A 23,557-nucleotide genomic window follows, 5' to 3' on the forward strand; every position below is an offset into this window, starting at 1 on the left:
ATAAATGTTGCTGATAACATTTAGTTACATTGCTTTATGCGTTCTTTACCTCACAAGTTAAGTCTTTTCCTTCGGCAAACTCCTTCACACTATCGAGGGTAGAAACGGCTATGTTATGCAGAGCCTCAGCAGTGAAAAAGGCTTGATGAGAGGTTAGTACGACATTAGGAACCATCAACAAACGCGCCAAAACATCGTCATCTATCATCTTATCACTCTTGTCTTCATAGAAGTACTCACGCTCTTCTTCATATACATCAAGGCCTGCTGAACCTACTTGCTTACTACGAAGTCCCTCTATAAGATCCTCTGTATTGATCAGTTTCCCACGACCAGTATTGATGATCATAACGCCCTTCTTCATCTTAGCTATGCTATCCTGATTAATCAAGAACTTCGTGTCTGGCGTCAATGGACAGTGCAGAGAGATAATGTCACTATTGGCATATAACTCGTCAAGACTTACCACCTTCACATCGTACTGCTTAGCAAATTCGTGGTCAGGATACAAGTCGTAAGCCATCACATTCATACCGAAACCATGCAAGATCTTGATGAGTTCCTTTGCAATTCGGCCCATTCCGATTACACCAGCGGTCTTTCCATACATGTCAAAGCCCAACAGTCCGTTCAGAGTAAAGTTACCATCTCGGGTGCGATTAACGGCACGGTAGATCTTACGATTTAGACTGAGCATGAGTGAAACAGCGTACTCTGCCACTGCATGAGGTGAATAAGCTGGAACGCGTGTAACCCTTATTCGACCCTCAGCCGCTTTAAGGTCTACGTTGTTAAAGCCCGCACATCGCAATGCAATTAACTTGACTCCGTTGTTGATCAACTCGTCTATCACCTGTGCATCACACTCTGCATTCACAAAGATACAAACGACATCTGCACCCTTAGCGAGGGGCACTGTGCTAATACTCAGGCGTTCCTGATAGTAGCGAATATCGAAGTTATAATCCTTGTTAACTGCGTTGAACGACTCAATGTCATACGACTTTGCGTCGAAGAAAGCGATTCTTAATGCCATGTATCCTAAATATTTAAATTGTTATGAGTGTTTAAATAAATCCTTAAGACCATTGTCTTAGGGAGTTCTTATCAATTCTTTCAATGTCTCAGGTAGGTTTTATCCCTTTTAGTTACCTTGTCTTTTCCTTTAAGACAATGCAAAGTTACGCATAAATTGTAATATTTGCAAGTATCAAACTATAATTCATTTCATTAATAGATATGGGTCAAGTGACCCGCTAGTTGGCGTCCTTTCTTTTGCCAATAACGCTAACATCTCTCCCACTCCACGCCGTCACAGGAAGGACATGAGCCTCTCCTCCATTTGAAGGGGGCGTTTCCTTGCATACAGAAGAGCCTTTCCTTGCCTCAAGGAAACGCCCCCTTTAATGCGAAGGGACGCCTTCTTTGAATGAAGGTAAGTCTTTCCAAGCTAGCTCCCGTTAGACTCTCCCCTCCCTTCGGAGGGGTTGGGGGAGGCTTTTCCATTCGGAGAGGGGTTGGGGGTGAGGCTTCTTCTTCCTACGCATAGGGTACGAAGCTGTGGGAAAAGAGCACCTCAACTGCCTATTGACAACAGCTCAAGTACAAGGGTGGATATAAATAAGAAAGTGTGTCAAATATGCTGTTGAAGCATCTGACACACCCTTCATTGCTATTTAATTACTCTAGTAAAAATGTGTTGTATATGATTACTTACGTTTCAAAATACGCCGTGCACAATCGGACAAGACTACTATCGCTGATGCCAATATACAGACATCCTTGATAACTAATCGCCCTGCTCCGGTTAATAACGGGAACCCGTGTTCGCCACTACCAAGGTCGGGAACCCACGCTTCGGGTGTAGTGACAAGGAAGGACAAAGTGCCTAAGGTCATTAAGATGACAAGCCCCGTACCAACGAAACCTACCTTTGGGAACCATATACCTAATAGTGTCAATACACCGAAAGTCATAATCGCAATGCCTAGACCATGTGAGAAGGTGTAAGTGTTGTTGGCCTCATGCCACTCGTGTTTAACCTTATCGAACTCACCTTCCTTTAGCTTGTAATCCTTGTATTCTGGCGCATTCTTTGTGTAAAAGAAGCTCATAAACGGACTGTTAGCAACGAATGGTACGATGCCTTCGGCCTCATAGTTCCAGAACTTCAAGCCCCCAATCCAAACGAAGATAATAAATATTGCAATACGTATAAAGTTGATACCCACGCCCTTAATTGAGGCCGCAATCTCAAGTACTGTATGCACCAGTGCTGTGATCTTATTCATAGATTCTTATCCTTTTAATTAATTGATTAATATTCTTTTAACGCCTACAAAGGTATATACTTTTGCTTAATTAAAAGGCAAAAAGTTGTATTTATTACAAAAAATACCCACTTCATGGTATATAACCTGGCGCTAAAAGGGGGCTAACGAACCATGAAGTGGAAAAGAAGTGGGTATCGGGACATTACTTCCTATCCCTCTTTTTGCATTAAATTCTTCGGACTTTGTGGAGCTGACAGCGTCACTTTCACATTCTTATAACCCATTGCTTTCAGGAATTGGGTGAACTGTCTCCGTGCGTTCTCTTCGGCTATCTTGATGTTAGCAGGCGTCAAACAGCGTGCAATCATCTTGTTATATGCACGGCGATAAAGGGCTTCGCGGTCAGCTGATGACCAATCTCCTTTCTCGAAGAACGAGCGTGTGTGCGCCTCATCAATGAAGTTCCTATCCAAGAGTTCGATAGGTGGTAGCTTGGCAACTACGATACTATCATCCTCAACTTGCAGCCATTGAGGTTCTGCGTGGTGCAGGTCTATCCCCATGCGAATCGTTCCGTAATAGATTCTCACTAGTTCATCGTCAGAGAAGAAACCATGATTAATCGTGTCAATCAGCTCCTCGTCATTGATAGCAAGGAACTCCCATTGCCCGATGTCTTGTATCTCTTGTATGCGAGTAGGCGTGATGTCTATCTTATTGTCAGTGCTTATCCCTATCTCATTGGACCCATTCAACCATGAGAAAGCACCGATGAGGATCACAATGAGTGCTAGGGGGAGTAACAAACAGCCCATTGCTTTCCAGCTTTTAGGTAGGAATCCAGCGATAGTCTGCCCTTTCGTTTCGTTCTGATGAACCTTCTGTAACTTGTTCGTAGGCGTTTTCTCTTCCATCATTTAGCCCTCCTTGCTTGTTTCAATAAAGTTACGTATATCATTGATGGTAAACTTCTTGCGGAAAGAAATCGTCACATCAGCATCCTTATAACCAAGTTGTGTGAAGATAGGAACCAACTGGCGCGCTGCACTCTTGCGTGCTTCTTCTATGATCCCCATCTGTGGTATGGCATTAAGAATCTGTTTCCTGCCTTGCTCCTCATAGTTAGTTAGCTCGGCATCAGTGAAGTTTTGCCGTGTTAAAGCTACGTATTTCTTGACCTCCTGATGGTCTATTTTTGTCGAGGTAAGCACAATCTTAGGGTCAGGAAGGGTGATAATGAGTTGTTTCCCACTGCGTTGAATGTTCTTCGCATCGAACGATGAGAGGTCGATATACGCCTTTATCGTTGCTGTCATAGGGATTGCTATGCGCCTCTCACCCAACGGAAGGTTCACACTGAAGTCTTTCTTCATAAACGAACCAGACACTTTCATCTCGTCATCGTGCGTGATGATCTTATGAATATGGTATTCCGTCGTATAGAGACGGGAACACTCTTGCACCTGCGTGACCAACATTGGAATCGTATCGAGCGCCTTATTGGTTGCGTCGGCATCAGTATTCTTGTTCTTACAAGCCCCTAGGGTGATAGCCAGTAAGACGATTATAGGGATTATTCTCTTCATCTTCTTAGTTGTTAAACGGCACAAAGATACAAAAAAAGTGTTATATCTTACAATGCAAAACATAATTCATACATCATCGTTAGAGCCTCTATCGCTTTATAACAAACGCACCAATGCTATACTCCTTATGCTTCTTTGTACGCCCCGTAAGCTGGTAGATGCCAGGAGAAAGGCTTGAGATATTAAGGGCAGATTGCCTATTTGTTACGTTTGTGATGGTGCGAAGACTCGTTCCCTGCATACTTTTGATGTCATACTCCACGATGTCTGCCTCCTTCACCATCGCTGGTAAGGTTAATGATTGTCCGTCATTAGCGAGCAAAGCGGTTGTTTTCTTACTTGAAAGTGGTGCCAGTTCTTGCAGTGCGGGACTCTCATTACCATATCTGTCCATCGCTGTCACGGCAAAGTAAAGACCCTCGTTTACGGATGACAAGTGCAACTGTGTACCTGCATAACGGGCGTATAAAAGGTTACGTGCATTGCTTATGTCGACAGGATAAGACCTACTGGCATATATATTATAATAAGGTGTGTTGCCCTTCCAACGCATTGTCATCCCTCGGTCGGAACCATATTCTACGAGTGGCGACATCGACTCTGTCGTTGGAACCGATACGGCTCGTCCCCCCTTCGTGACGGGTGGCAAGGCAAGAGAAGAGTTGAATCTACATTCAAAATCATAGATTCCTTGTTGGTTAGAAGTGAGGAAGTAAGAACGGAAATGAGCGTGTCCCATACCCAAGGAACGACTGACGTACATCTGACGAGTCATGTCCGACAATCGCCAGTTGCCCTGTCGTGGGTCGAGGAAGTACGTTCCCAAGCCCGTAACAACGTCCCTGCTATATCGGTTCTCCACCCAGTCTGCGATGAAAGGATAGTAGTTCTCGCCACGGAAATACTGCATAGGATAGAGTTGATCCATTAGACCTTCTCGTAGCCACTCTTGCGCTTCTTGTGCCACACGATCGCGTGCATTGAAGTTCTTAGAGCTGTATCTACTCAAGTCAGAGTACTTTCCGATGGGCGAACATGACATCTTCACCCATGGTTTGATAGCCTTCACTTCATCGTGAATAGCCCGTACAATCGCTGTTATATGCGCCCTTCTCGCCTCGGGGGTATCGCCATTTCGATACGAAGGGAGCGGCCATCCATCAGGATAACGTATGTAATCGAGGTTGATACCATCAATGTCATACTTCCTCGTAATCTCTCCGCAGATGCGAGCAAGGTATCCCGGCACGGCTGGGTCGGCTGGGTCTAGATACGAACCAGTGGCATAGCTCCGCACACGGAAGCCCCTTTTCATAATGGTCCGACAGCCTAGAGTAGTCTTCATACCCACAGGAATGGTGGCAATCCACGCATGAATCTCCATACCACGGCGGTGACATTCATCAATGGCAAAGGCTAATGGGTCATAACCGAAGCCCGGCGCACGCCCTTCCACACCTGTGATACAATGGTCCCAAGGCTCTATCTCGGATGGATAAATGGTCGCTGCACGCACACGCGCTTGCAGTAATACGGTGTTGATATGCGCCTTTTGATAGCTATCGAGTATGTCTCTCAGCTCTTGCTTTTGCTTTTCTATATTCTCTTTCGACGTTGCGAATGTCTTAGGCCAGTCCAAATTGGATAGTGTAGTGAGCCATACTGCACGAGTCTCACGCTTTGGTTGCGGTAGAGTGAGATAATCCGCAATGTTCGTTTGAGCCTGCGATTGCAACGTTAAAAAGCCTAATATAATAAGGTGAAAAAGTCTCATAAATGATGAATTAAGAATGTTATAAAGCCTCCCCAAGCCCCCAAAGGTGGGGAGAAGGAGCCTCACTCCCAACAAAGAGGGCGTTCCGTCGCATTAAAGGGGGCGTCTCTTCACATCGAAGAGAGGCTTTCTTTGCATGAAAGAAACGCCCTCTTCATTTGCACCCCCGCTATTCCAGCGAACGAGCTACTGCCTCGTAACACTCCGACTGACGTCCCCTCTTATGCAAATAAAGCACAAAGATACAGCAAAGATTTCTTTAATCCAAATATTATCCTTACCTTTGTCTTGATTTGCTAACGTATAGGTTACGTGCAATCAATCAATCATTAATATTCATTTTAAGTAGTATCAATATGATAAGAAAGTGTTTCCTACTTGCTGCGGCAATGATAGTTAGCCTCTGTGCATCGGCTCAATTCCAAGAAGGAAAGGGCTATGTAGGTGCGTCACTGACGGGACTTGACTTGCATTATAATAGTAATGACGGTTTAAACATGGGTGTTCAAGCTAAGGCGGGATACTTCCCTTGGGACAACGTAATGGTATTGGCTTCCGTTGATGCAGTACATAATGGTTCTAAGACAGTGGCTGATCACATCAGTGTGGGTGCTGGTGGACGCTATTACATCACGCAGAATGGATTGTACCTCGGTGCTGGTGTGAAGTTTCTACACGCCAATCACCGATATAACGACATAATGCCGGGCATGGAAGTGGGGTATGCCTTCTTCATTAACCGGTCGGTAACCATCGAGCCAGCTATCTATTACGACCAGTCGCTTAAGAGCTCTAATTACTCTACAGTAGGGCTTAAGGTAGGTATTGGTGTCTATCTCTTCGATGATTAAGGTAGCCCTTTAGCAACACAAAACACACATGCAACAATATTCATCACAGCTCTTGGAACGTGCTGTTGAGAGCTTTTCGCAGTTGCCGGGAGTAGGACGTAAAACCGCCCTACGCCTTGTTTTGCATCTACTTCGCCAACCCCTAGAAGACGTGGACAGCTTTACTGATGCGGTAACACGTGTTAGGCATGATGTAAAATATTGTAAGGTGTGCCACAATATATCGGATACTGACATCTGTTCTATCTGTTCTGACCCCCGAAGAGACGGCTCCGTCGTATGCGTAGTGGAGAATATTCAAGACGTAATGGCTATTGAGAACACACAACAATATCATGGTCTTTACCACGTTCTAGGCGGTATCATCTCTCCAATGGATGGTATCGGACCTCACGATCTATCGATTGATTCATTGGTGGAACGCGTAGATACGGGCGAAGTAAAGGAGGTGATCCTTGCCTTGGCAAGCACGATGGAGGGCGACACAACCAACTTCTATATATCACGGAAGCTCAAGGACAAGGATGTGAAGCTGTCTATTATAGCACGCGGAATATCTGTTGGCGACGAACTAGAGTACACCGATGAGGTCACTCTGGGGCGAAGTATCCTCAACAGAACGCCTTTCCAATCTTAATATCATCGCTCTCAAGAGCCTTACTAATTAACAATGACTGAAACAAGAAAAACCCTTTTGACGGAGTTAATAGCGTCATGTGCGTTGGTACTCATCATTATCATTGTCTTTGAATGCCAATGGCTCTTACCCGGGATGTGGGTAGGTGCAGAGAACCACGTACTTGTTATGCTGCAATTCATTATGCAGTTAACCACCTTAGCAGCCATCCCCTTGGCTCTATTCTTATTCAAGATTGGATCGATAAGGGACGCTTTGAACACTGATGAAAGCCATGTGAACAGGGCTTTACTGAAGTGGGGAACGGTGCGCATGATGCTCCTCTGTGTGCCAATGGTTGCCAACATCTTCCTGTATTACGCTACTGGTGAGGTCGTTAGTTACTTCTATCTCGCTATCATTCTAGCCCTTAGTCTCGTCTTCATCTATCCTAGTAAGAAGCGATGTGAGCATGAATGTCACTTGGATAACCCAACGGATGAATAGATGAAGATTAGTGTTATCATCGTAAACTACAACGTTAAGTACTATCTCGAACAATGTCTTATGAGCGTGGAAAGGGCTTTGGAGGGCATTGAAGGCGAAGTGCTCGTTGTGGATAATCACTCTTCTGATGGGTCAGTAGACTATCTCAAGCCTCGATTCCCAGCCGTTCACTTCATTACAAGTGGGCATAATCAAGGTTTCGCAAAGGCAAATAACATCGCTATCAAGCAATGCAAAGGGGAATATGTACTATTGCTTAACCCCGACACTGTCGTGGGGGAAGAGGCGATCCGATCGTCACTTGCCTTCATGGAAGGGCATGAGAAAGCGGGAGGATTGGGCGTGATGATGCTGACGGACACAGGAGTTAGAGCCTTGGAGAGCCGTCGTGGACTGCCAACTCCACGTGTCGCCTTCTATAAGATGGTTGGTCTTTGCAAGCACTTCCCCACTCACAAGGACTTTGCACACTATTATATGGGGGACTTGTCATGGGATGTTCCAGGACAGATAGAGGTCATTAGTGGGGCATACTGCTTCCTTCGGCACTCAGCATTGCGCCAGATTGGATTGCTGGATGAGGACTTCTTCATGTATGGAGAGGATGTTGACCTTAGTTACCGACTCTTACAAGCAGGCTACGAGAGCTGGTATTTGCCCGTGCAGATACTCCATTACAAGGGAGAAAGCACTCAGAAGTCGAGCTACCGATACGTACATGTGTTCTACAATGCCATGCTGATCTTCTTTCAAAAGCATTATGGCGGAGCAAGCCGATTGCTGACGATACCCATCAAAACGGCTATTTATGCCCGAGCACTGCTCTCACTTGTGGGGACAACACACCATGCTATTGGTAAGATGTTAGGCTTCCGAAGTCGAAAAAGGCACCATTCGCCACATTATATATTTGTTGGTGGAGAGGAGATGACGGCACGTTGCCAACAAATAGCAGCCGATAACGGATTGATAGCAACATCTCGTAAGGTGAACAAAGATAGCTTACGAATGATTCATAACGCACTCTTAGACGAATGGGAGGGGCGGAAAGAAACGCTCTACATCGTCTATGACAATGCACTCTTTGCCTATCGTGACATATTAGAAGTCTTTGAAGCACGCCCAGTGACGCTCATTCACATGGGATTCTATCATCATTCTATAGACAAAATCATCACTTCTAAAGAAATAATTGGTTGATAAGATGCAAACAAGCAACGCACCCACTGTTACCTTGCGAGCCATGGAACCAGAGGATCTGGACGCCCTTTATCGCATTGAGAACGACCGCCAATTATGGAACATCGGCTCTACGAATGTTCCTTATAGCCGTTACGCACTGCATAACTACATAGCGGATGCGAAGAACGACATCTACATTGATGGGCAGATACGCATGATGATTGAGAACGAAGAGGGCATTGTGGTGGGGGTAATCGACCTCGTTAACTTCGATGCCAAGCACCAACGTGCAGAGTTAGGAATCATCATCATGGAGCAACACAGGCGTCAGGGCTATGCCAAAGCAGCAATTCTTAAACTCATTCAGTACGCTCGTAACGTCTTACATCTCAATCAGATATACGCAGTTGTAGCTGTTGACAACACGAACTCACGCCATTGTCTCACCTCATTAGGCTTTAGCTCTGGTGCACGTCTTCAACGATGGCTTTGTAGCGAAGGCTCTTATCAAGATGCACTAGTAATGCAACTTTTTATCGAAAAAGCGTAAATAAAATTTGTGGGATTAGTTTTTTATTGCTATCTTTGCACTCGCAAAACAGAAATGGGGCACTCATTAGCAATGCTTTGGTGCGTTAGTTCAGTTGGTTAGAATGCCTGCCTGTCACGCAGGAGGTCACGAGTTCGAGTCTCGTACGCACCGCAAAAGGTCTTAGCTTTATCGCTAAGACCTTTTTCTTTATATCCAGATAGACGATAGTAGTACCAGTGGAAACACCCCGAAACACCCAACCCAACCGCAAGAATTACCCTAAACAGCCTATCCGAACTATCACGCTTAACACCGCCGAAGAGGGCTGTGTATGCCTTAGAAGTTCGTAAGGAAAGATGGGATTAACACTAATGGGGCTGCACCTCGTTCACAAGGGCAACTGAAGTAAAAATGAGGAAACGCCTTCTTTGCATTAAAGAGAGCCTCTCTTCAATACAAGGAAACGCCTTCTTCATAACGAAAAGACGCCCTTCTCTATTCGAGAAGAACGTCTCCTATTTTCTAAAACAATCTTTCTTTTCCGTTTAGTTCCAGTTGATTTGCGTGATTCTACCGCCTTTCACAACTGCAGAAATCATGTACTTGCGGTTGGAAGTACCGCCTTCACGCTCTATGCTAAGCGTCGCAGGCACCTTAATCTTCAAGGGTGCGTCATCGTCATTGCTGTCTTTTGTCACCTCAGCAGGCGACCCGAGATGCCAATTCACCGTCTTCACGTCAGCTTGATAGAGCCTATTGTGCATATAACTCTGTATGTCCTTTGCTGTAGAACCAGCCGACCCGAGGAAGTTCAGTTGGCTAGCTACAGCGCCAGCTATCTTTTCGTTGCTCTTACTATTTATCCCTTGCAACAGCTGACGGACTGCATTTACAGCACTAGACTTGTCTGCGTCAGCCACAGTATGCTTCATCAACTTCTTTAAAATAGCGTCAGCCTCAGCAGCATGTGCGCCATTCTGGTGCATAGCAAGGTAACCGGCATAAGCGTCCTCATCGTTCTTTTTCACTGCCGTAGCCCAATCCATCTCATCAATCTTTGCTTGCAACTCCTGCTTGTGAGGCGAGTTAGGGTGCTTAGAGAGGTAAGCCTGCATTGCTTCCTTCGAGTTGCTTGCTGCAACCGAAGCCCAGTCAGTATCTGTCGTATGCAATGCCTTTATACGTAACGACACACTATCGCGGTGCGCCTTAGGTGCATCTGGATATTGCTTGAGGTAATTTTGCATAACAGTAGGCTCACTGCTTGCCATTGCCTGGGCGTATTCCTCCTGTTCATCATTCGTCTTGTTATTCCGAACTCCTTGGTTATAAAGGAAGAGCAAGACGGCAGCTGTGATGACAGCAATGAGCAATGAGACAGCCAGAGAAGTGTGATTATGCTTCTTAGATTGCTCCTGCTCTTGACTTTCCGAACCCTCTTCTTCAAGTCGTTCAGCCGCATCTAGCACAGCAGCATCCTTATCATTATCCATGATAAATGCCGCATCTACGACATTATCTTCTTCATCATCTGCATCCGTTATAGTCGGTTCCTCCGCTGGCAAACCCACAACGATTGGCTCGTCAGAAGGCGCATTTTCAAGACTATCATGCACCTCCTCTGCTGCCACCCCTTCGGTTATCTCTTCTACAGCCGATGATGCGTTCGCCTCCTTCGGAGCGTCCACAACCTCCTTCTCAACCGCTGCCACAGCCTTAGCAACGTCCGTTTCCGTGTGATGACAATTAGGACATGAAGCCTCTTCTATTAGGTATAACTCCCCACAATGGCTGCATTTAATGATATGTCCGGCTATTTCTACACCACAGCTAGGGCACACTGGAGCTTTATCGCTCACCTGATGACCACATTCAGGACATTTAATTATCATGAATCTAACGTATTATTCGATTATTGCAAATGATATTTTCTTATTCTTTCAAGGCGTATCTCTTATCGTCGTCGCCTGTATCTCAGTTCTCGCATACTATGTCTTCCGAGTAAACGACTCTTGTCGACGTATCCATTCACACCATTAATTCGCCCCTTACCAGTGTACTGCCAGGCAAGAATATCATGTCCGTCGGACAGTACCGGCTCCTTGTTATTGTATTGCGCAATGAATAGCTTGTATTCATCTAACGCCCCAACGAGGTAACGATTATAGAAGTTTGTATAGGTATATACCAATGGTTTCACCCCATACGCCTTAGTCATTAGCACCAAGAATGTCTGTAAGCTATCACGCAAAGCCTGCGCACTTAGACCGCCAGTAGTCTCTATGTCGACCATAGGAATCAGGTCTTGATCCTGCGGGCGGCACTGAGTTTGGAAATTGCGGAGCTGTTCTAACTGCGGAACCGACGGACGATAGAAATGGTAAGAACCGACATTCATACCATAGCGTTGCGCCGCCTCAATATTATCGAGGTATCTTTGATCAATTCTGCCACTGCCTTCGGTAGCCTTCAGATAGACGTAATTGAGTTTATGATTGCTGTTTTCTGCAACCGTCTCCCACCACACATCACCCTGATAATGGCTCATGTCAAGACCATGAATATGGCTACATGTGTCCTCACATTGTATGGTGTATTGCGCTCGCAAGCCTGTGAATGAGCACAAACAGACTATGATTGATAGTAAATATTTCATTTTCATACCTGCAAAGGTAGTGTTTTATGTTGATATAAAGCCTGTGTACGAATAGATTTAAGGGCTTAGAAACTTAATTTAACTTTGTGTAAGAGGGTGAGAAAGAGGCGTTTCCCCAACGTGAAATTCTGCCTTTTTGAATGAACTTGAAAGCCCATCTGGATGGGAAGAGAGGCTTTCGTCACAGCAAAGAGAGCCTCCCTTCATGGCAAGGAGAGGCTCTCTTCCTAACGAAGAAACGCCCTTCTCGAATGGAGAAGAGCGTTTCCCTTAATTCAGAAATACGAGAAGTTATATGCCTCGTTAGTATTATCTGCTATGCCAATATTACTTACGATCGCCTAACTTGCTATCGATGTGTGCAATAGCATGGCTTGACAAGTGAGCGAAAGAATCGAGTATGTCTTGTACATTACGCTCCTCTTCAACTTGCTCATCGATGTATTTTGCGATGAAGTTCTGCGATGCGCGATCCTTTTCCTCATCTGCTATATCAGCTAACTTGTTGATGAGTTCAGTTACTTTCTGCTCATGTGCCAATGTGTCAACGAATACTTCTTTAGGATCAGACCAGCTTGTCTTGACTGCATCAATTGCTGTCAACACAACCTCACCACCACGATGTAGAATGAACTGAGCCATGTCCATGGCATGTGAACGCTCCTCTTCTGCCTGCTTATACATCCAACTAGAGAAGCCCTTCCAGCCCTCTTTACGGAACCAGCAAGACATCTGGAGATAGAGATTAGACGAATACATTTCAGCTATAATCTGCGCATTGAATGCGTCTTGCATCTTACTTGTAATACTCATTGTTATACCTTTTTAAATTCTAAATAAACCTTATTTGTATCTGTCGTTATTGTAATTCCGACTGCAAAGGTACCACTTTTTCTGCACAAGACCAAACTTCTTGTGCAGAAAACATTGCTTACGACGGATTATACCGATAATTTAATCACAATATAAATAACGCCTTCTTGCCTACTCAATAACGACAGTTGTCCATCCATGTTTGTCTTCGATCGTACCGTATTGGATGCCTCGAAGGGTCTCATAGAGCTTTGTTGACCATGGTCCGGGCTTATCTCCAAAGTTGTAAACCTTGCCTGTCTCCAAGTCATCGAGGTGTGAAATAGGTGAGATAACAGCTGCTGTACCACATGCACCAGCCTCTTCGAAGCTGTCTAACTCATCCTCCGCAACAGGTCGGCGTTCGACTTTCATACCCAAGTCTTCGGCTATCTGCATGAGACTCTTATTAGTGATTGAAGGCAAGATAGACGTTGACTTCGGCGTAACATAGGTGTTATTCTTGATTCCGAAGAAGTTAGCTGCACCGCACTCATCAACATATTTCTTCTCTTTAGCGTCCAGATAGAACTCCGAAGCATACCCTTTTTCATGCGCCATCTTATTGGCTCTCAATGAAGCGGCATAGTTTCCTCCCACCTTAAACATACCTGTTCCCAGTGGAGCAGCACGATCGACGTCACGCACAATGACGTATGGATTGGAAGAGAAACCGCCTTTGAAGTAAGGACCTACTGGTGTGGCAAAGATCAAGAAACAATATTCTGTTGCTGGACGAACGCCCACGCCTGCTGTAATACCAAATAGTAACGGGCGCAGATAGAGCGTTGCTCCACTCTCATAAGGTGGGATGTACTCTTGATTGAGGCGTACCACCTTCTTCACCATATCAACGAATAGCTCGGTTGGAACCTCTGGCATGACAATACCACGGGCTGTGCTCTGCAAACGAGCGGCGTTTTCTTCTGCTCGGAAGATGCGTACCTTGCCATCAGGACAGCGGTAAGCCTTCAGTCCCTCGAATGCTTCTTGACCATAGTGGAGGCACGTTGCAGCCATGTGTAACTTCAAGTACTCATCCGAACAGACCTCTACTTCGCCCCACTTACCATCTCGGTAATAACAACGAACATTGTAGTCGGTGCGTAGATAACCGAATGTCAAACTCTTCCAATCTATATCTTTCATATCATATAAGTATTTAATTGCATCCTGCTATAGCCTAATGCAAAAGTAAACAAATCTATCTTTCCCTGTAACCCATCGTTCGCTTTATTGCTACTGATTGGCTAACAGCTTTTGAATCTCATCATCGGTGTGCTTGAGCTTCTGCTTACACAGCTTCACAAGTGCCTGTGCTTGCTTCAGTTGAGCAGCCATTGAATCAACATCGAGTTCGCCTCGTTCCATCTTGTCAACTATGCTCTCGAGTTGCTGAACGGCGTCTTCATATTTCATTTCTTTCATCTTCTTGATTGTATTAAAGGGTTTAAAGGATTCCTCCTAGCTATTTCTTCACCACACTCTCCACCTCTCCTTGCTCAAAGCGAGTGGTGATAACGTCTCCAGCCTTCAGCTGTGAGGCATGGCGAACAGCCTTCCCATTGTGTAAGGTAATGCTATATCCTCGACTTAAAAGCAGCTTCGGATCCATCAGTTGGGCACGTTGAGCGAGCATATCTATGCGACGTTGCTCGTTAGAAAGGCATCCTACAAGGGTGGGAATAGCATATCGCATCATCGAATCAAGGTCGTAACGGGCTTTAGAAAGCCTTTCCTTCATCCTATTCACCAACCTTTGTGAAAGACTGTCGAGCCGTGCTTCCTGTTGAGTACGCACCACAGAAAAGAGCATGGGGATGTGAGTTGCAATGTGTTGTATGTGCATCTTCTCCCGTTCTAACCTGCGTTGAACAGCCTCCACAATGCTTGCTTGTGCGTTCTCAACCCTTGCCAGCGTTGCAGCCAACTGATTGATAAGGTAAGCGGCAGCTGCTGTTGGGGTTTTCACACGCATGAATGAAACCATATCCAGCACACTCTCGTCACGTTCGTGACCAATTCCTGTGATTATCGGGAGTGGGAAGTTCGCCACATTCTCCGCCAGATTCAAGGTGTCGAAACCACTCAAATCGGCTGTCGCACCGCCTCCTCGGATGATAACAACGCAATCGAAATCCTCTTCCCGTTCGTTAATTAGGTTCAAAGCATTGATAATGCTCTGTTCAACTTGGTCTCCTTGCATCACTGCGGGGAACAGTTCTACATGAAAGGCAAGCCCAAACTCGTTATGAAGTAACTGATTGCAAAAGTCGCCATAACCTGCTGCTGTCTCGGAGGAGATGACGGCTATGCGTTGAGCAAACATCGACAAGCACAATTCGCGTTGCAAGTCATAGACGCCTTCTGCCCTTAGCTGTCGGATAATCTCCTGTCGTTTGCGCATCATGTCGCCCATGGTAAACTCGGGATTGATGTCATCTACAATCCAAGAAAACCCATATTGAGGATGGAACTGAGCGTGCACAAGCAACATAACTTTCATACCCGCATGGATCGTCTGACCCGTTATCTTGATGAAAGAAGGCTGTATCTCCGCCCACACATTATGCCAACACTTGGCTTGAGCACGTGCAATGGGAACATTGCCACGAGCGTCCTTCTCAATCAGTTCCATATAACAGTGTCCACGGCTCTCACGTGCTTCGGACAATTCAGCCTCAACCCAGTAAGAACGCGACAAGGTGCTACTGATAACATCCGATACCAATGCGTTCAGTTCATAGAGGGTGAGTGCTTTTGTCGTCATGTGTGCTTCTATATATATAATAAGGTGTAAATTACATTACTTATCCTTAGGCAATACCACCTGATGATACGCCTCCATGAAATCGGGAACACCATAACCCATGATGTTATTGGGCGTCAGATGATTATTAGATGTCTGCCGAATCACCTCTATCAAGTCCTTTGCACACGTGTTAGGAGCGGCTTGCCACAAGCAAGCAACCATCCCTGCCACCAACGGACAAGCAAAGGAAGTACCCGTATCGGGCGTTATATATCCCCTACCCGATACCACATTTGTTGGACAACCATACGCCATCACGTCTGGTTTCACTCGATTATCTGCGGTTGGACCGATCGATGAGAAAGCTGCATTAATGCCGTCTGGTGCAATCGCACCTACCGTGAGTATGTCATGCGCATCGGCTGGTACATTGATCTTCTTCCATGGTCCCATGCCATCATTCCCCGCACTGTTGACAAGGATAATGCCTTTGGATGCAAGCAAGGAAGCCGCCCTTGAGATGGGTGCCGTCACTCCATTGAGGTCGGAATAATGATAGTTTAAACTCTTATCATCGAAGCCGTGATAGCCTAAAGACGAACTAATGACATCGACACCGACGGAGTCAGCAAACTCAGCAGCGGCTATCCAGTAGTCTTCCTCCGCTGAGCTCTCTGTGAGATAATCCTCCGAACGCAACAACCAAAAGCTCGCTTTCGGTGCAGAACCTACGAAGGTAGAGGGTTGATTGACTGCTATAACGGATAAAGTCTTCGTTCCGTGATCCATTTCCTTGTACACATCAGCATCATAACCAGCAACGAAATTATGCGTTCCAACGATGTTGACATTCTTAAAAGCAGCCATCTTATCCACGTTCATGAAGCCTGCATCAAGCACAGCGATGGTCATTCCCTGTCCTTGAAAGCCCATGTTGTGCAACTTCCGACCATTGAGATTCTCCAACTGTGCCTTTCCCATACCATAATAATCATGTATGGTGGAATCGAGCACTTGCAAGTCTGACCGACAGCGAACGCGTTGTGACAAAGGACGAATAGAGTCGGGAGAGGTGAAAACGAGCTTGCTATCTCTCACAAAAGACAACACCTTGAGATCTTCTAACGTCTGTCTGTTCCCTCCACGCACCAAGACTGAGTTGTTCCACTTGCTTATTGCAACCACATTCCCACCCTCTTTGCGTATCTTCTGGATATAGGTTGGCGATACAGGAAGGTCCGTTGAGTCCAACGTCAAGTGCTGTCTTTGACGTCGTTTCAGCGCCGCCTCAGACAAAAAGGCACTCGGTTTATCTAGCGAATAAGGCGATTGTCCCTTGTCACGGAGCGTCACACGAAACATATAACACTTCCCGCCAGGGTAAGCAATATAGCCTTTTCCATCATTACTAGCCTCAACGAAGGATGTAATGAAGGCGAATAAGCATACAAGATAAATCTTTAGATGGTTCCGACTCATAATATGCAAACTTACACAAAATAATTGAAATACGGATTACCAGGCTGTCTTTTTCGCTAAAATTATGATTCGTTCCGCCAGATGTTTTGCTTTTTTAGGGTCTAGACAATAAACCATCTTCCGCCTTAGAAGTTACCTCTTCAACCCAAAGAGATTTATTTGTGAAATGAAAGAGACGCCTTCTTCCCCACAAAGAGAGCCTTTCCTTCTCTCGAGGAAAGGCTCTCTTCATAATGAAGAAACGCCCTTCTCAAATGAAGAAGGGTGTTTCCTGTTATTCAAACATAACACTTTTCTTTCGGAAGCTACGCCAATCAGCAATGGAGCTAACACAAAAAAGCAATGGATAGGATGGGATAATATAATTTAAATTGTACCTTTGTTACGTTTTTAAATTACATATATTATGGCACAAGGAACTTACAATTTAGGGTTTATCTCCGATGTTGACATCTTCAATCACGTAAAGAATACAGTCTTAAAATATAAGGCTCTTATAGATTTAGCGAGGTTTAATAAGAACGTGATAGACCCCATTAAGCTCACTTTTGATGCCAAGGTATATGGTAAAACATTTGAGGAGATCATTGAATCAGAGTGTATTAGGCAAATAGACAAAGCCAATAATAACCATATAGAATACTTTCATCAGAACCTATTTAGCTATGCTGGTAATGGTTGGTATGTACCAGAAACGGGCTTCGATGTCGCTAATGACAGAAGGAAGATATATGTAGAAATGAAGAACAAGTACAACACAATGAATAGTGACACAGCCCAAACAACATATATAAAGATGCAGGATCAACTCTTGAGAGTGTCTAATTCAACTTGTATGCTTGTTGAAGTCATTGCCAAACAGAGCCAAGATAGACCATGGAAGATTACCTTGGATAATCAACAATACGAACACGACAATATCAGAAGAGTATCTATAGATAAGTTCTATGACATTGTCTTTGGTGATCCTAATGCTTTTATGAAACTCTGCAAGGCTCTTCCAAGGATTCTGGATGACGTAATCAGCGATACACATGAGAATTTGATAGAGAACAGAGTATATAGTGAATTGCAGGAAGTCTCTGCTGATACGTTCAAGAGCCTATACCTACTTGCCTTTGAGAATTACGAAGGTTTTAATCGCTTTTAACATGGAGTTATTCTTTACGATAAACAATATTGCAGACATACTAGGCGTATCTATTCATACTATTAATACATGGGTTAACAAGGGAAACTCGTATTAGAGAAAGGAGAGAATGGTCAGGTGGGGTTCTATGCACATCAGTTGATGGGTATTCCACAAGTAGAGACCATGATTAATAGTAACTGGGAAGAAGAAAGCAAAGTACAACCTATAAGGGACTTCACCTCTATTGAGCTGTTTGCAGGGGGTGGTGGTCTGGCATTAGGGATGGAGAGTGCAGGCTTTAAACACGTCCTTCTCAATGAGTTCGACAAGGCTGCTTGTGCCACACTTAGGCACAACCGACCATCGTGGAACGTGGTGGAGAATGATATTCATAATGTCTCTTTCAAGGATTATGAGGGGAAGGTTGACTTCCTTTCAGGCGGTTTCCCGTGTCAAGCCTTTAGTTATGCAGGTAATAAAGCTGGCTTTGAAGATGCACGAGGAACTCTCTTCTTCGAACTTGCTAGAGCCGTAAAAGAGGTGAAACCAAAGGTATTTATGGGGGAGAATGTGCGTGGTTTATATACTCATGACCATGGACATACGTTTGAAGTGATTAAGAGTGTGATAGCTGACTTAGGCTATACTTTGGTGGAACCACAAATCTTAAAGGCTATACAATATCAAGTGCCACAGAAGAGAGAACGCCTCATCTTGATTGCAATTAGGAATGACTTAGCCAACAGAGTATCATTTCATTACCCCTCTCCTTATCATCGAGTTGTTAACTTGAGAGACGCTTTCTTTAAGGGAGTCTTATATGATTGTGATGTTCCAGAATCCATCGGACAACAATATCCGAAGCGTAAAAGAGAGATCATGGAAAGGGTTCCCATGGGTGGGAATTGGCGAGATTTACCAGACGACTTGCAACGTGAATACATGAAAGCAAGCTATAATATGGGAGGTGGAAGAACTGGGATTGCACGAAGATTATCCTTAGATGACCCTTCATTAACGCTTACCTGTGCGCCAGCAATGAAGCAAACGGAACGCTGCCACCCAACCGAAACACGTCCATTAACGGTTCGGGAGTATGCACGAATACAGACTTTCCCTGATAATTGGGAGTTTTGTGGAAATATGACGGCACAATATAAACAGATTGGAAACGCTGTCCTCGTGAACTTGGCAGCTGCTGTTGGGCGCTCACTAATTAGGTTGTTGAATGATATTGAAGCCTTGAATTGATAAAGCAAAGTCGCTTTATCCTTATTATCAAGGAACTATTCCTATCCAACTGGAACTAAACAAAAACACAACTAACGCCTTCTTCCCCACAAAGAGAGCCTTTCCTTCTATCAAGGAAAGGCTCTCTTCATAATGAAGAAACGCCCTTCTCAAATGAAGAAGGGCGTTTCCTGTTATCTTAATAGCTTATGCCACTTTCTCTAAACGCTTCATCATGAGGAACATGAAGGCGGCTGAAATGAGGCAAAGAACAATGAATACGGACCAAACAATGGTGAGTGACAAACCTCCCCAAAGGTATCCTCCAACGCTGACAAGGAGGTTTCCGATTGCTGTGGCTACAAACCATCCGCCCATCATTGCGCCCTTATACTTTGGAGGAGCTACCTTACTAACGAAGCTGATACCCATCGGACTGAGCAATAACTCACCAAAGGTGAGGACGAGATAAGTACCAATTAGCCAGTTGGCTGACGCAAATGGGGTTGCTCCACCTGCTGCCTTTGCTGCTGCCTGCTCGTTAGGTGTGAGCAAACCTTGCGATGCCATGACCATAAGGAAGTAGGCGCAACCTGCAACGATCATACCGTATGCTATCTTGCGAGGTGCTGAAGGCTCCTTACCTTTGGCTGCCAACGAACTGAAGATAGCCATACTTACTGGTGTGAGGGCTACCACATAGAATGGATTGAACTGCTGGAAGATAGGTGCACTAACCTCTACTGAGCCTGAAAGCTCTCTGTATTTCCACATTAAAACTAATACTGCTACGAGGAAGACAACGCCTGAGATTGCCTTTGCTTTTGCTGTTTTGCTCTGGAAGAAGGTCATACCACTATACACCATGAGTACGATCATGACTAGATTGACTACATCAAATGCCATGCTCTGAACGCCTGTTGAAACAGGACTTACAAACTCATTAGCAAAGTAAGTAAGCGTCAGACCATTCTGATGGAACGCCATCCAGAAGAAGATAACGACTGCAAAAACAAGACAGAGAGCCACAATGCGCTCCTTTGTCTGCTGTGGGGTGAGTTCTTCTTCAGCAACAGTTGTATCCTTCTTCTCGGTCTTCCCGTTGCCACCCTCAACGTGTTTGAACATACGACGGCACCCATAATAGATTGCCATAGACACGATTAATGATACACAAGCTACTGCGAATGAGAAGTGATAAGCGTCATTGCTACTGCAATGGAGCGTTGCCTCTGCCCAAGACTGAATCTTTACGGCAGCCGTTGGAGCAAAGAGTGCACCAATATTGATTGCCATGTAGAAGATTGAGAACGCCGAATCGCGCTTGCCAGCAAGCTCTGGTGTGTCATAGAGATTACCCACCATAACCTGCAGATTGCCCTTAAATAGACCCGTTCCAAAGCTGATTAGCAACAGAGCCGCTAGCATAGCTATGAACGCAATAGAGCCTCCGCCCAATGGAATAGATAGGAAGAGATAACCGACAAACATAATAGCAATACCAATGGTTACCATCTTTCCGTACCCGAACTTGTCGGCCATGAAGCCTCCAATTAAGGGCAAGAAATAGACCAAACCGAGGAAGATACTATAGATTAGACCCGCTGTTCCGGCCTCTAATCCGAAGTTTGCTCTCAAGAATAAAGCGAATACTGCCAACATTGTGTAGTATCCGAACCGCTCGCCAGTATTGGCTAGTGCCAAGGCATAAAGCGCTTTTGGTTGGTTTTCAAACATAATGATAAAAATCTAGGTTAATATTACTTTGTTCTTTTGATATCGAATAGATAGGTTGCTTTTACTACTATATTCCCAAAGTTCGACTTACCGAAATAATCTCTCTTAGTGCTTCCGTAGATATTTCCTAGTCCATAGTAATAACGCCCTTCAAGTAGGAAGTGCCCCACATGACGGCTGCTCCATTCCATTCCTAAGCCTGCTGCTATACCATAATCGAACTTCTTCTCTACTGCTTTCGACTCTTGTTCGATGGTGACATTACTACGTCCTGTGCCGTCAGTAGCGAGGTTTGGAGTGGTATAATTCATGTTGGTTGACTCGTTCAGATAGACACCTATCTGTGGACCAGCTTGTACAAAGAAGTTGAAACCACGCTGCTCTTTGCCCCAAGCAAGGTGTGCAAAGACTGGAATCTGAATATAATTGATTGTTCGGGAGTACTTCTCTGCTTGTCCATTGGCGTTGATAACAGGTTGATCAGTGCCTGTCTGTATCTTTTCCTGCCATCCGATAGAAGCGTAATTGACCTCTCCATAGATGGAGCAGATGGTATTGAAATACTTTTCACATACGTATCTAACACTCAAACCACCTGTTATTCCCCCATGAAGAGACTGTGACACTTTTGGACTAAAGCCCACATTAGAAAGGGCATAACCACCATTAACACCAATGGAAAGGTCGTCACGATGTTCTCCCACTTGTGCTGCAACACGCATAGGAAGCATAAGTAAGAGCAGAAGGAATATGCTTAATGTCTTATTTCTCATATTATAAGCAGCTGTACCAGCGATGGTTAATAAACGAGATTCTCCATCTTCTGGTCAGTAGTAAAGTGTATCAACTGGAAGTTGTTATTGATGTATCCTCCCTGCCCTACACGTTCGAAGTTATAACGAGTTTGTAGTGGGCGATACTTCACATCGCTATATACACCCTTGAAGTCCTTTCCCTGTGCTTTAATTCCACGTACAAAGAATTGCGCCTGATCGTAACCAGTGAGTGCCAAACGGGGTATGTATTGCTTAGCCATTGGTTCGTCATACTGCTCATTATACTTAGCTTCAAGCGACTTCGTCTTCTCTGACGATTTATTATAATAATAGGTGGAAGGGATGTAGGTGTTATATCTGAAGAAGTTATCTAAGTCGTAATCTTGGTAAACGAACCATTGATTATAGCCATAGAGGGCTATTGCGATACCAGGATTAGTCTTCTTGAGTTGTGCTAACTTGGCAAACACCTCATTTAACTGCGGACTCTTCTCAGAGTTAAGGATAACTACATTAGGTCGAGTCTTATCGAATCGCTTTGCAAAGTCGGCTGCCGACGACTTGAGACTAGTAAGGGAATACTTAATCTTCAGTATGTCTAACTGCTTACGCAACAATGAGGTGAAGTTGCCCACTTGGCTGTTTGCATCGTTGCAATTAATGAATACAGGGTGATGAGACTTCTGGAAACGCTCTAAGAAAGACGCAATAGCCTTGCTATTCAAGCTCTCATCGGTTTGATACACTTGAAAGATATTAGGGTTATTCTCTACTTCGTTGCCTGTTATTGAGAATGGGATAACGAGCTTTGTGCCATGTGCTCGACAGAAGTCAGCCAATGGCTTCACCTGATCAGAGTAGAGAGGACCAAAGATGAGGTCAAGTTTTGAGGCATTAGGATCTGATAAGGTAGTACGGATGTCAGCATCCTTTGGAACATTCCAAGCATGTACGTCGGTTGTAATACCTTCACTCTTCATCTCGTTGAGGGCTAACAACACACCTCGATAAAACTCTATCATGCGCTTGCCATCACCATCTTGATTATGGAGAGGGAGCATGATTCCAACATGAATAGCATTCTCTTGTTTTGCGATAGCAGCCGCATTTGCGCCTTTCTTCTTAGCCTCTTTATCAGCTTTGGAAGGCTTTACTGTCTTGCCCATAATCGACCCATCAGGGCGGAAATCACCATCTTTTGCAAACGGAACAAGTATGAGTGCACCCTTTTTCAGTTCATATCCTGGGGTCTTCATAATAGGGTTGGAATCTATCAACTGTTGGATAGTTACACCGTACTCTTTGGCTATTCCGAATATAGTCTCCTTGCGTTTCACTTGATGTTGATCACGCCATACAACATTCTGAGCCATCACGCTACAGCTAATCAGGACTGTGAATAGCAATAAGAGATATCTTAAATAATTTTTCATGCACATATCTTTTGGGTTTACAAACTATTACTTATATGCAAATACATGTGCAAATATACAAAAGAAATCTGTAATCAACAGGTGTAGAGAGCAAAAAAACGTAAAATAGATAATGGCTTCTTGTATATCAACCATCGCTTTTCTGTTTTGCTTGTAGGTGTGAGAAAAAATGCTTATATTTGCACGATT

Annotated in this window: 22 protein-coding genes and 1 tRNA gene; 8 read left to right on the forward strand and 15 right to left on the reverse strand. The window is 44.6% G+C overall.

The genetic code is table 11. The features are described 5' to 3' along the window. Positions 1–34: 34 nt before the first annotated feature. The 5 genes from HMPREF9969_RS11250 to HMPREF9969_RS11270 all read right to left on the reverse strand — a co-directional run bounded on the left by HMPREF9969_RS11250 (position 35) and on the right by HMPREF9969_RS11270 (position 5,633). On the reverse strand, positions 35–1,036 hold the full coding sequence (locus tag HMPREF9969_RS11250) for a 2-hydroxyacid dehydrogenase (RefSeq protein WP_009435821.1): 1,002 nt from the start codon (positions 1,034–1,036) through the stop codon (positions 35–37). 673 nt (positions 1,037–1,709) lie between these two features. Continuing rightward, positions 1,710–2,291, reverse strand: coding sequence for a DUF417 family protein (locus tag HMPREF9969_RS11255; RefSeq protein ID WP_009435953.1), 582 nt, complete (start codon positions 2,289–2,291; stop codon positions 1,710–1,712). 191 nt (positions 2,292–2,482) lie between these two features. Next, positions 2,483–3,190, reverse strand: coding sequence for a DUF4230 domain-containing protein (locus HMPREF9969_RS11260; RefSeq protein WP_009435915.1), 708 nt, complete (start codon positions 3,188–3,190; stop codon positions 2,483–2,485). Further along, positions 3,191–3,859, reverse strand: a complete 669-nt coding sequence (locus HMPREF9969_RS11265) for a DUF4230 domain-containing protein (RefSeq protein WP_009435854.1) — start codon at positions 3,857–3,859, stop codon at positions 3,191–3,193. Between the two features lie 88 nt (positions 3,860–3,947). After that, the gene (locus HMPREF9969_RS11270; protein WP_036895685.1) at positions 3,948–5,633 is read right to left on the reverse strand and encodes a glycoside hydrolase family 10 protein; all 1,686 of its coding nucleotides are present in this window, start codon (positions 5,631–5,633) and stop codon (positions 3,948–3,950) included. Between the two features lie 356 nt (positions 5,634–5,989). On the opposite strand from HMPREF9969_RS11270, the gene HMPREF9969_RS11275 reads away from it, so the two are divergent. The 6 genes from HMPREF9969_RS11275 (at position 5,990) to HMPREF9969_RS11300 (ending at position 9,492) form a co-directional block, all read left to right on the forward strand. Beyond that, complete coding sequence (locus HMPREF9969_RS11275) at positions 5,990–6,484, forward strand: outer membrane beta-barrel protein (protein ID WP_009435850.1); 495 nt, start codon at positions 5,990–5,992, stop codon at positions 6,482–6,484. A 28-nt stretch (positions 6,485–6,512) separates the two neighbouring features. Then, a complete protein-coding gene (gene recR / locus HMPREF9969_RS11280) occupies positions 6,513–7,121 on the forward strand; it encodes a recombination mediator RecR (RefSeq protein WP_009435937.1) in 609 nt (202 codons plus the stop codon). Positions 7,122–7,154: 33 nt separating this feature from the next. Then, positions 7,155–7,607, forward strand: coding sequence for a hypothetical protein (locus HMPREF9969_RS11285; protein WP_036895686.1), 453 nt, complete (start codon positions 7,155–7,157; stop codon positions 7,605–7,607). Continuing rightward, entirely contained in the window at positions 7,608–8,807 is a 1,200-nt protein-coding gene (locus HMPREF9969_RS11290) for a glycosyltransferase family 2 protein (protein ID WP_009435889.1), read from the forward strand. It begins immediately after the preceding gene. A 4-nt stretch (positions 8,808–8,811) separates the two neighbouring features. Next, the gene (locus HMPREF9969_RS11295) at positions 8,812–9,339 is read left to right on the forward strand and encodes a GNAT family N-acetyltransferase (RefSeq protein ID WP_036895717.1); all 528 of its coding nucleotides are present in this window, start codon (positions 8,812–8,814) and stop codon (positions 9,337–9,339) included. Between the two features lie 79 nt (positions 9,340–9,418). Then, positions 9,419–9,492, forward strand: a tRNA-Asp gene (locus HMPREF9969_RS11300). A 374-nt stretch (positions 9,493–9,866) separates the two neighbouring features. Here HMPREF9969_RS11300 and HMPREF9969_RS11305 read toward each other — a convergent pair. The 7 genes from HMPREF9969_RS11305 to HMPREF9969_RS11335 form a co-directional block, all read right to left on the reverse strand. Then, entirely contained in the window at positions 9,867–11,213 is a 1,347-nt protein-coding gene (locus HMPREF9969_RS11305) for a zinc ribbon domain-containing protein (protein WP_009435793.1), read from the reverse strand. A gap of 62 nt (positions 11,214–11,275) precedes the next feature. After that, complete coding sequence (locus HMPREF9969_RS11310; RefSeq protein WP_009435829.1) at positions 11,276–11,983, reverse strand: glycoside hydrolase family 25 protein; 708 nt, start codon at positions 11,981–11,983, stop codon at positions 11,276–11,278. Positions 11,984–12,304: 321 nt separating this feature from the next. Then, on the reverse strand, positions 12,305–12,790 hold the full coding sequence (locus HMPREF9969_RS11315) for a ferritin (protein ID WP_009435873.1): 486 nt from the start codon (positions 12,788–12,790) through the stop codon (positions 12,305–12,307). A 171-nt stretch (positions 12,791–12,961) separates the two neighbouring features. Next, positions 12,962–13,978 (reverse strand): branched-chain amino acid aminotransferase, encoded by a 1,017-nt coding sequence (locus HMPREF9969_RS11320; protein WP_009435884.1) that lies wholly within the window; start codon positions 13,976–13,978, stop codon positions 12,962–12,964. A gap of 90 nt (positions 13,979–14,068) precedes the next feature. Further along, on the reverse strand, positions 14,069–14,257 hold the full coding sequence (gene xseB, locus HMPREF9969_RS11325; RefSeq protein ID WP_004383232.1) for an exodeoxyribonuclease VII small subunit: 189 nt from the start codon (positions 14,255–14,257) through the stop codon (positions 14,069–14,071). Positions 14,258–14,297: 40 nt separating this feature from the next. Next, on the reverse strand, positions 14,298–15,599 hold the full coding sequence (xseA, locus tag HMPREF9969_RS11330; protein ID WP_009435795.1) for an exodeoxyribonuclease VII large subunit: 1,302 nt from the start codon (positions 15,597–15,599) through the stop codon (positions 14,298–14,300). 36 nt (positions 15,600–15,635) lie between these two features. Beyond that, on the reverse strand, positions 15,636–17,060 hold the full coding sequence (locus tag HMPREF9969_RS11335) for a S8 family peptidase (RefSeq protein ID WP_009435913.1): 1,425 nt from the start codon (positions 17,058–17,060) through the stop codon (positions 15,636–15,638). A 406-nt stretch (positions 17,061–17,466) separates the two neighbouring features. Here HMPREF9969_RS11335 and HMPREF9969_RS11345 point away from each other — a divergent pair, with 406 nt between their 5' ends. Further along, the gene (locus HMPREF9969_RS11345; protein ID WP_009435786.1) at positions 17,467–18,210 is read left to right on the forward strand and encodes an Eco47II family restriction endonuclease; all 744 of its coding nucleotides are present in this window, start codon (positions 17,467–17,469) and stop codon (positions 18,208–18,210) included. 117 nt (positions 18,211–18,327) lie between these two features. Beyond that, a complete protein-coding gene (locus tag HMPREF9969_RS11350; RefSeq protein WP_009435910.1) occupies positions 18,328–19,443 on the forward strand; it encodes a DNA cytosine methyltransferase in 1,116 nt (371 codons plus the stop codon). A 186-nt stretch (positions 19,444–19,629) separates the two neighbouring features. Here HMPREF9969_RS11350 and HMPREF9969_RS11355 read toward each other — a convergent pair whose 3' ends face one another. From HMPREF9969_RS11355 to HMPREF9969_RS11365, 3 genes are read right to left on the reverse strand one after another with little or no spacing between them, the layout of a single operon-like run. After that, positions 19,630–21,159 (reverse strand): peptide MFS transporter, encoded by a 1,530-nt coding sequence (locus tag HMPREF9969_RS11355; protein WP_009435908.1) that lies wholly within the window; start codon positions 21,157–21,159, stop codon positions 19,630–19,632. 23 nt (positions 21,160–21,182) lie between these two features. Beyond that, complete coding sequence (locus HMPREF9969_RS11360; protein ID WP_009435989.1) at positions 21,183–21,932, reverse strand: porin family protein; 750 nt, start codon at positions 21,930–21,932, stop codon at positions 21,183–21,185. Between the two features lie 26 nt (positions 21,933–21,958). Next, positions 21,959–23,368 carry a LysM peptidoglycan-binding domain-containing protein gene (locus HMPREF9969_RS11365; protein WP_036895689.1) on the reverse strand — a complete coding sequence of 470 codons (1,410 nt, stop codon included), beginning with the start codon at positions 23,366–23,368 and terminating at the stop codon, positions 21,959–21,961. Between the last annotated feature and the right edge of the window lie 189 nt (positions 23,369–23,557).

The organism is Prevotella sp. oral taxon 306 str. F0472 (genome assembly GCF_000257925.1).
Classification (GTDB): Bacteria; Bacteroidota; Bacteroidia; order Bacteroidales; family Bacteroidaceae; genus Prevotella; species Prevotella vespertina.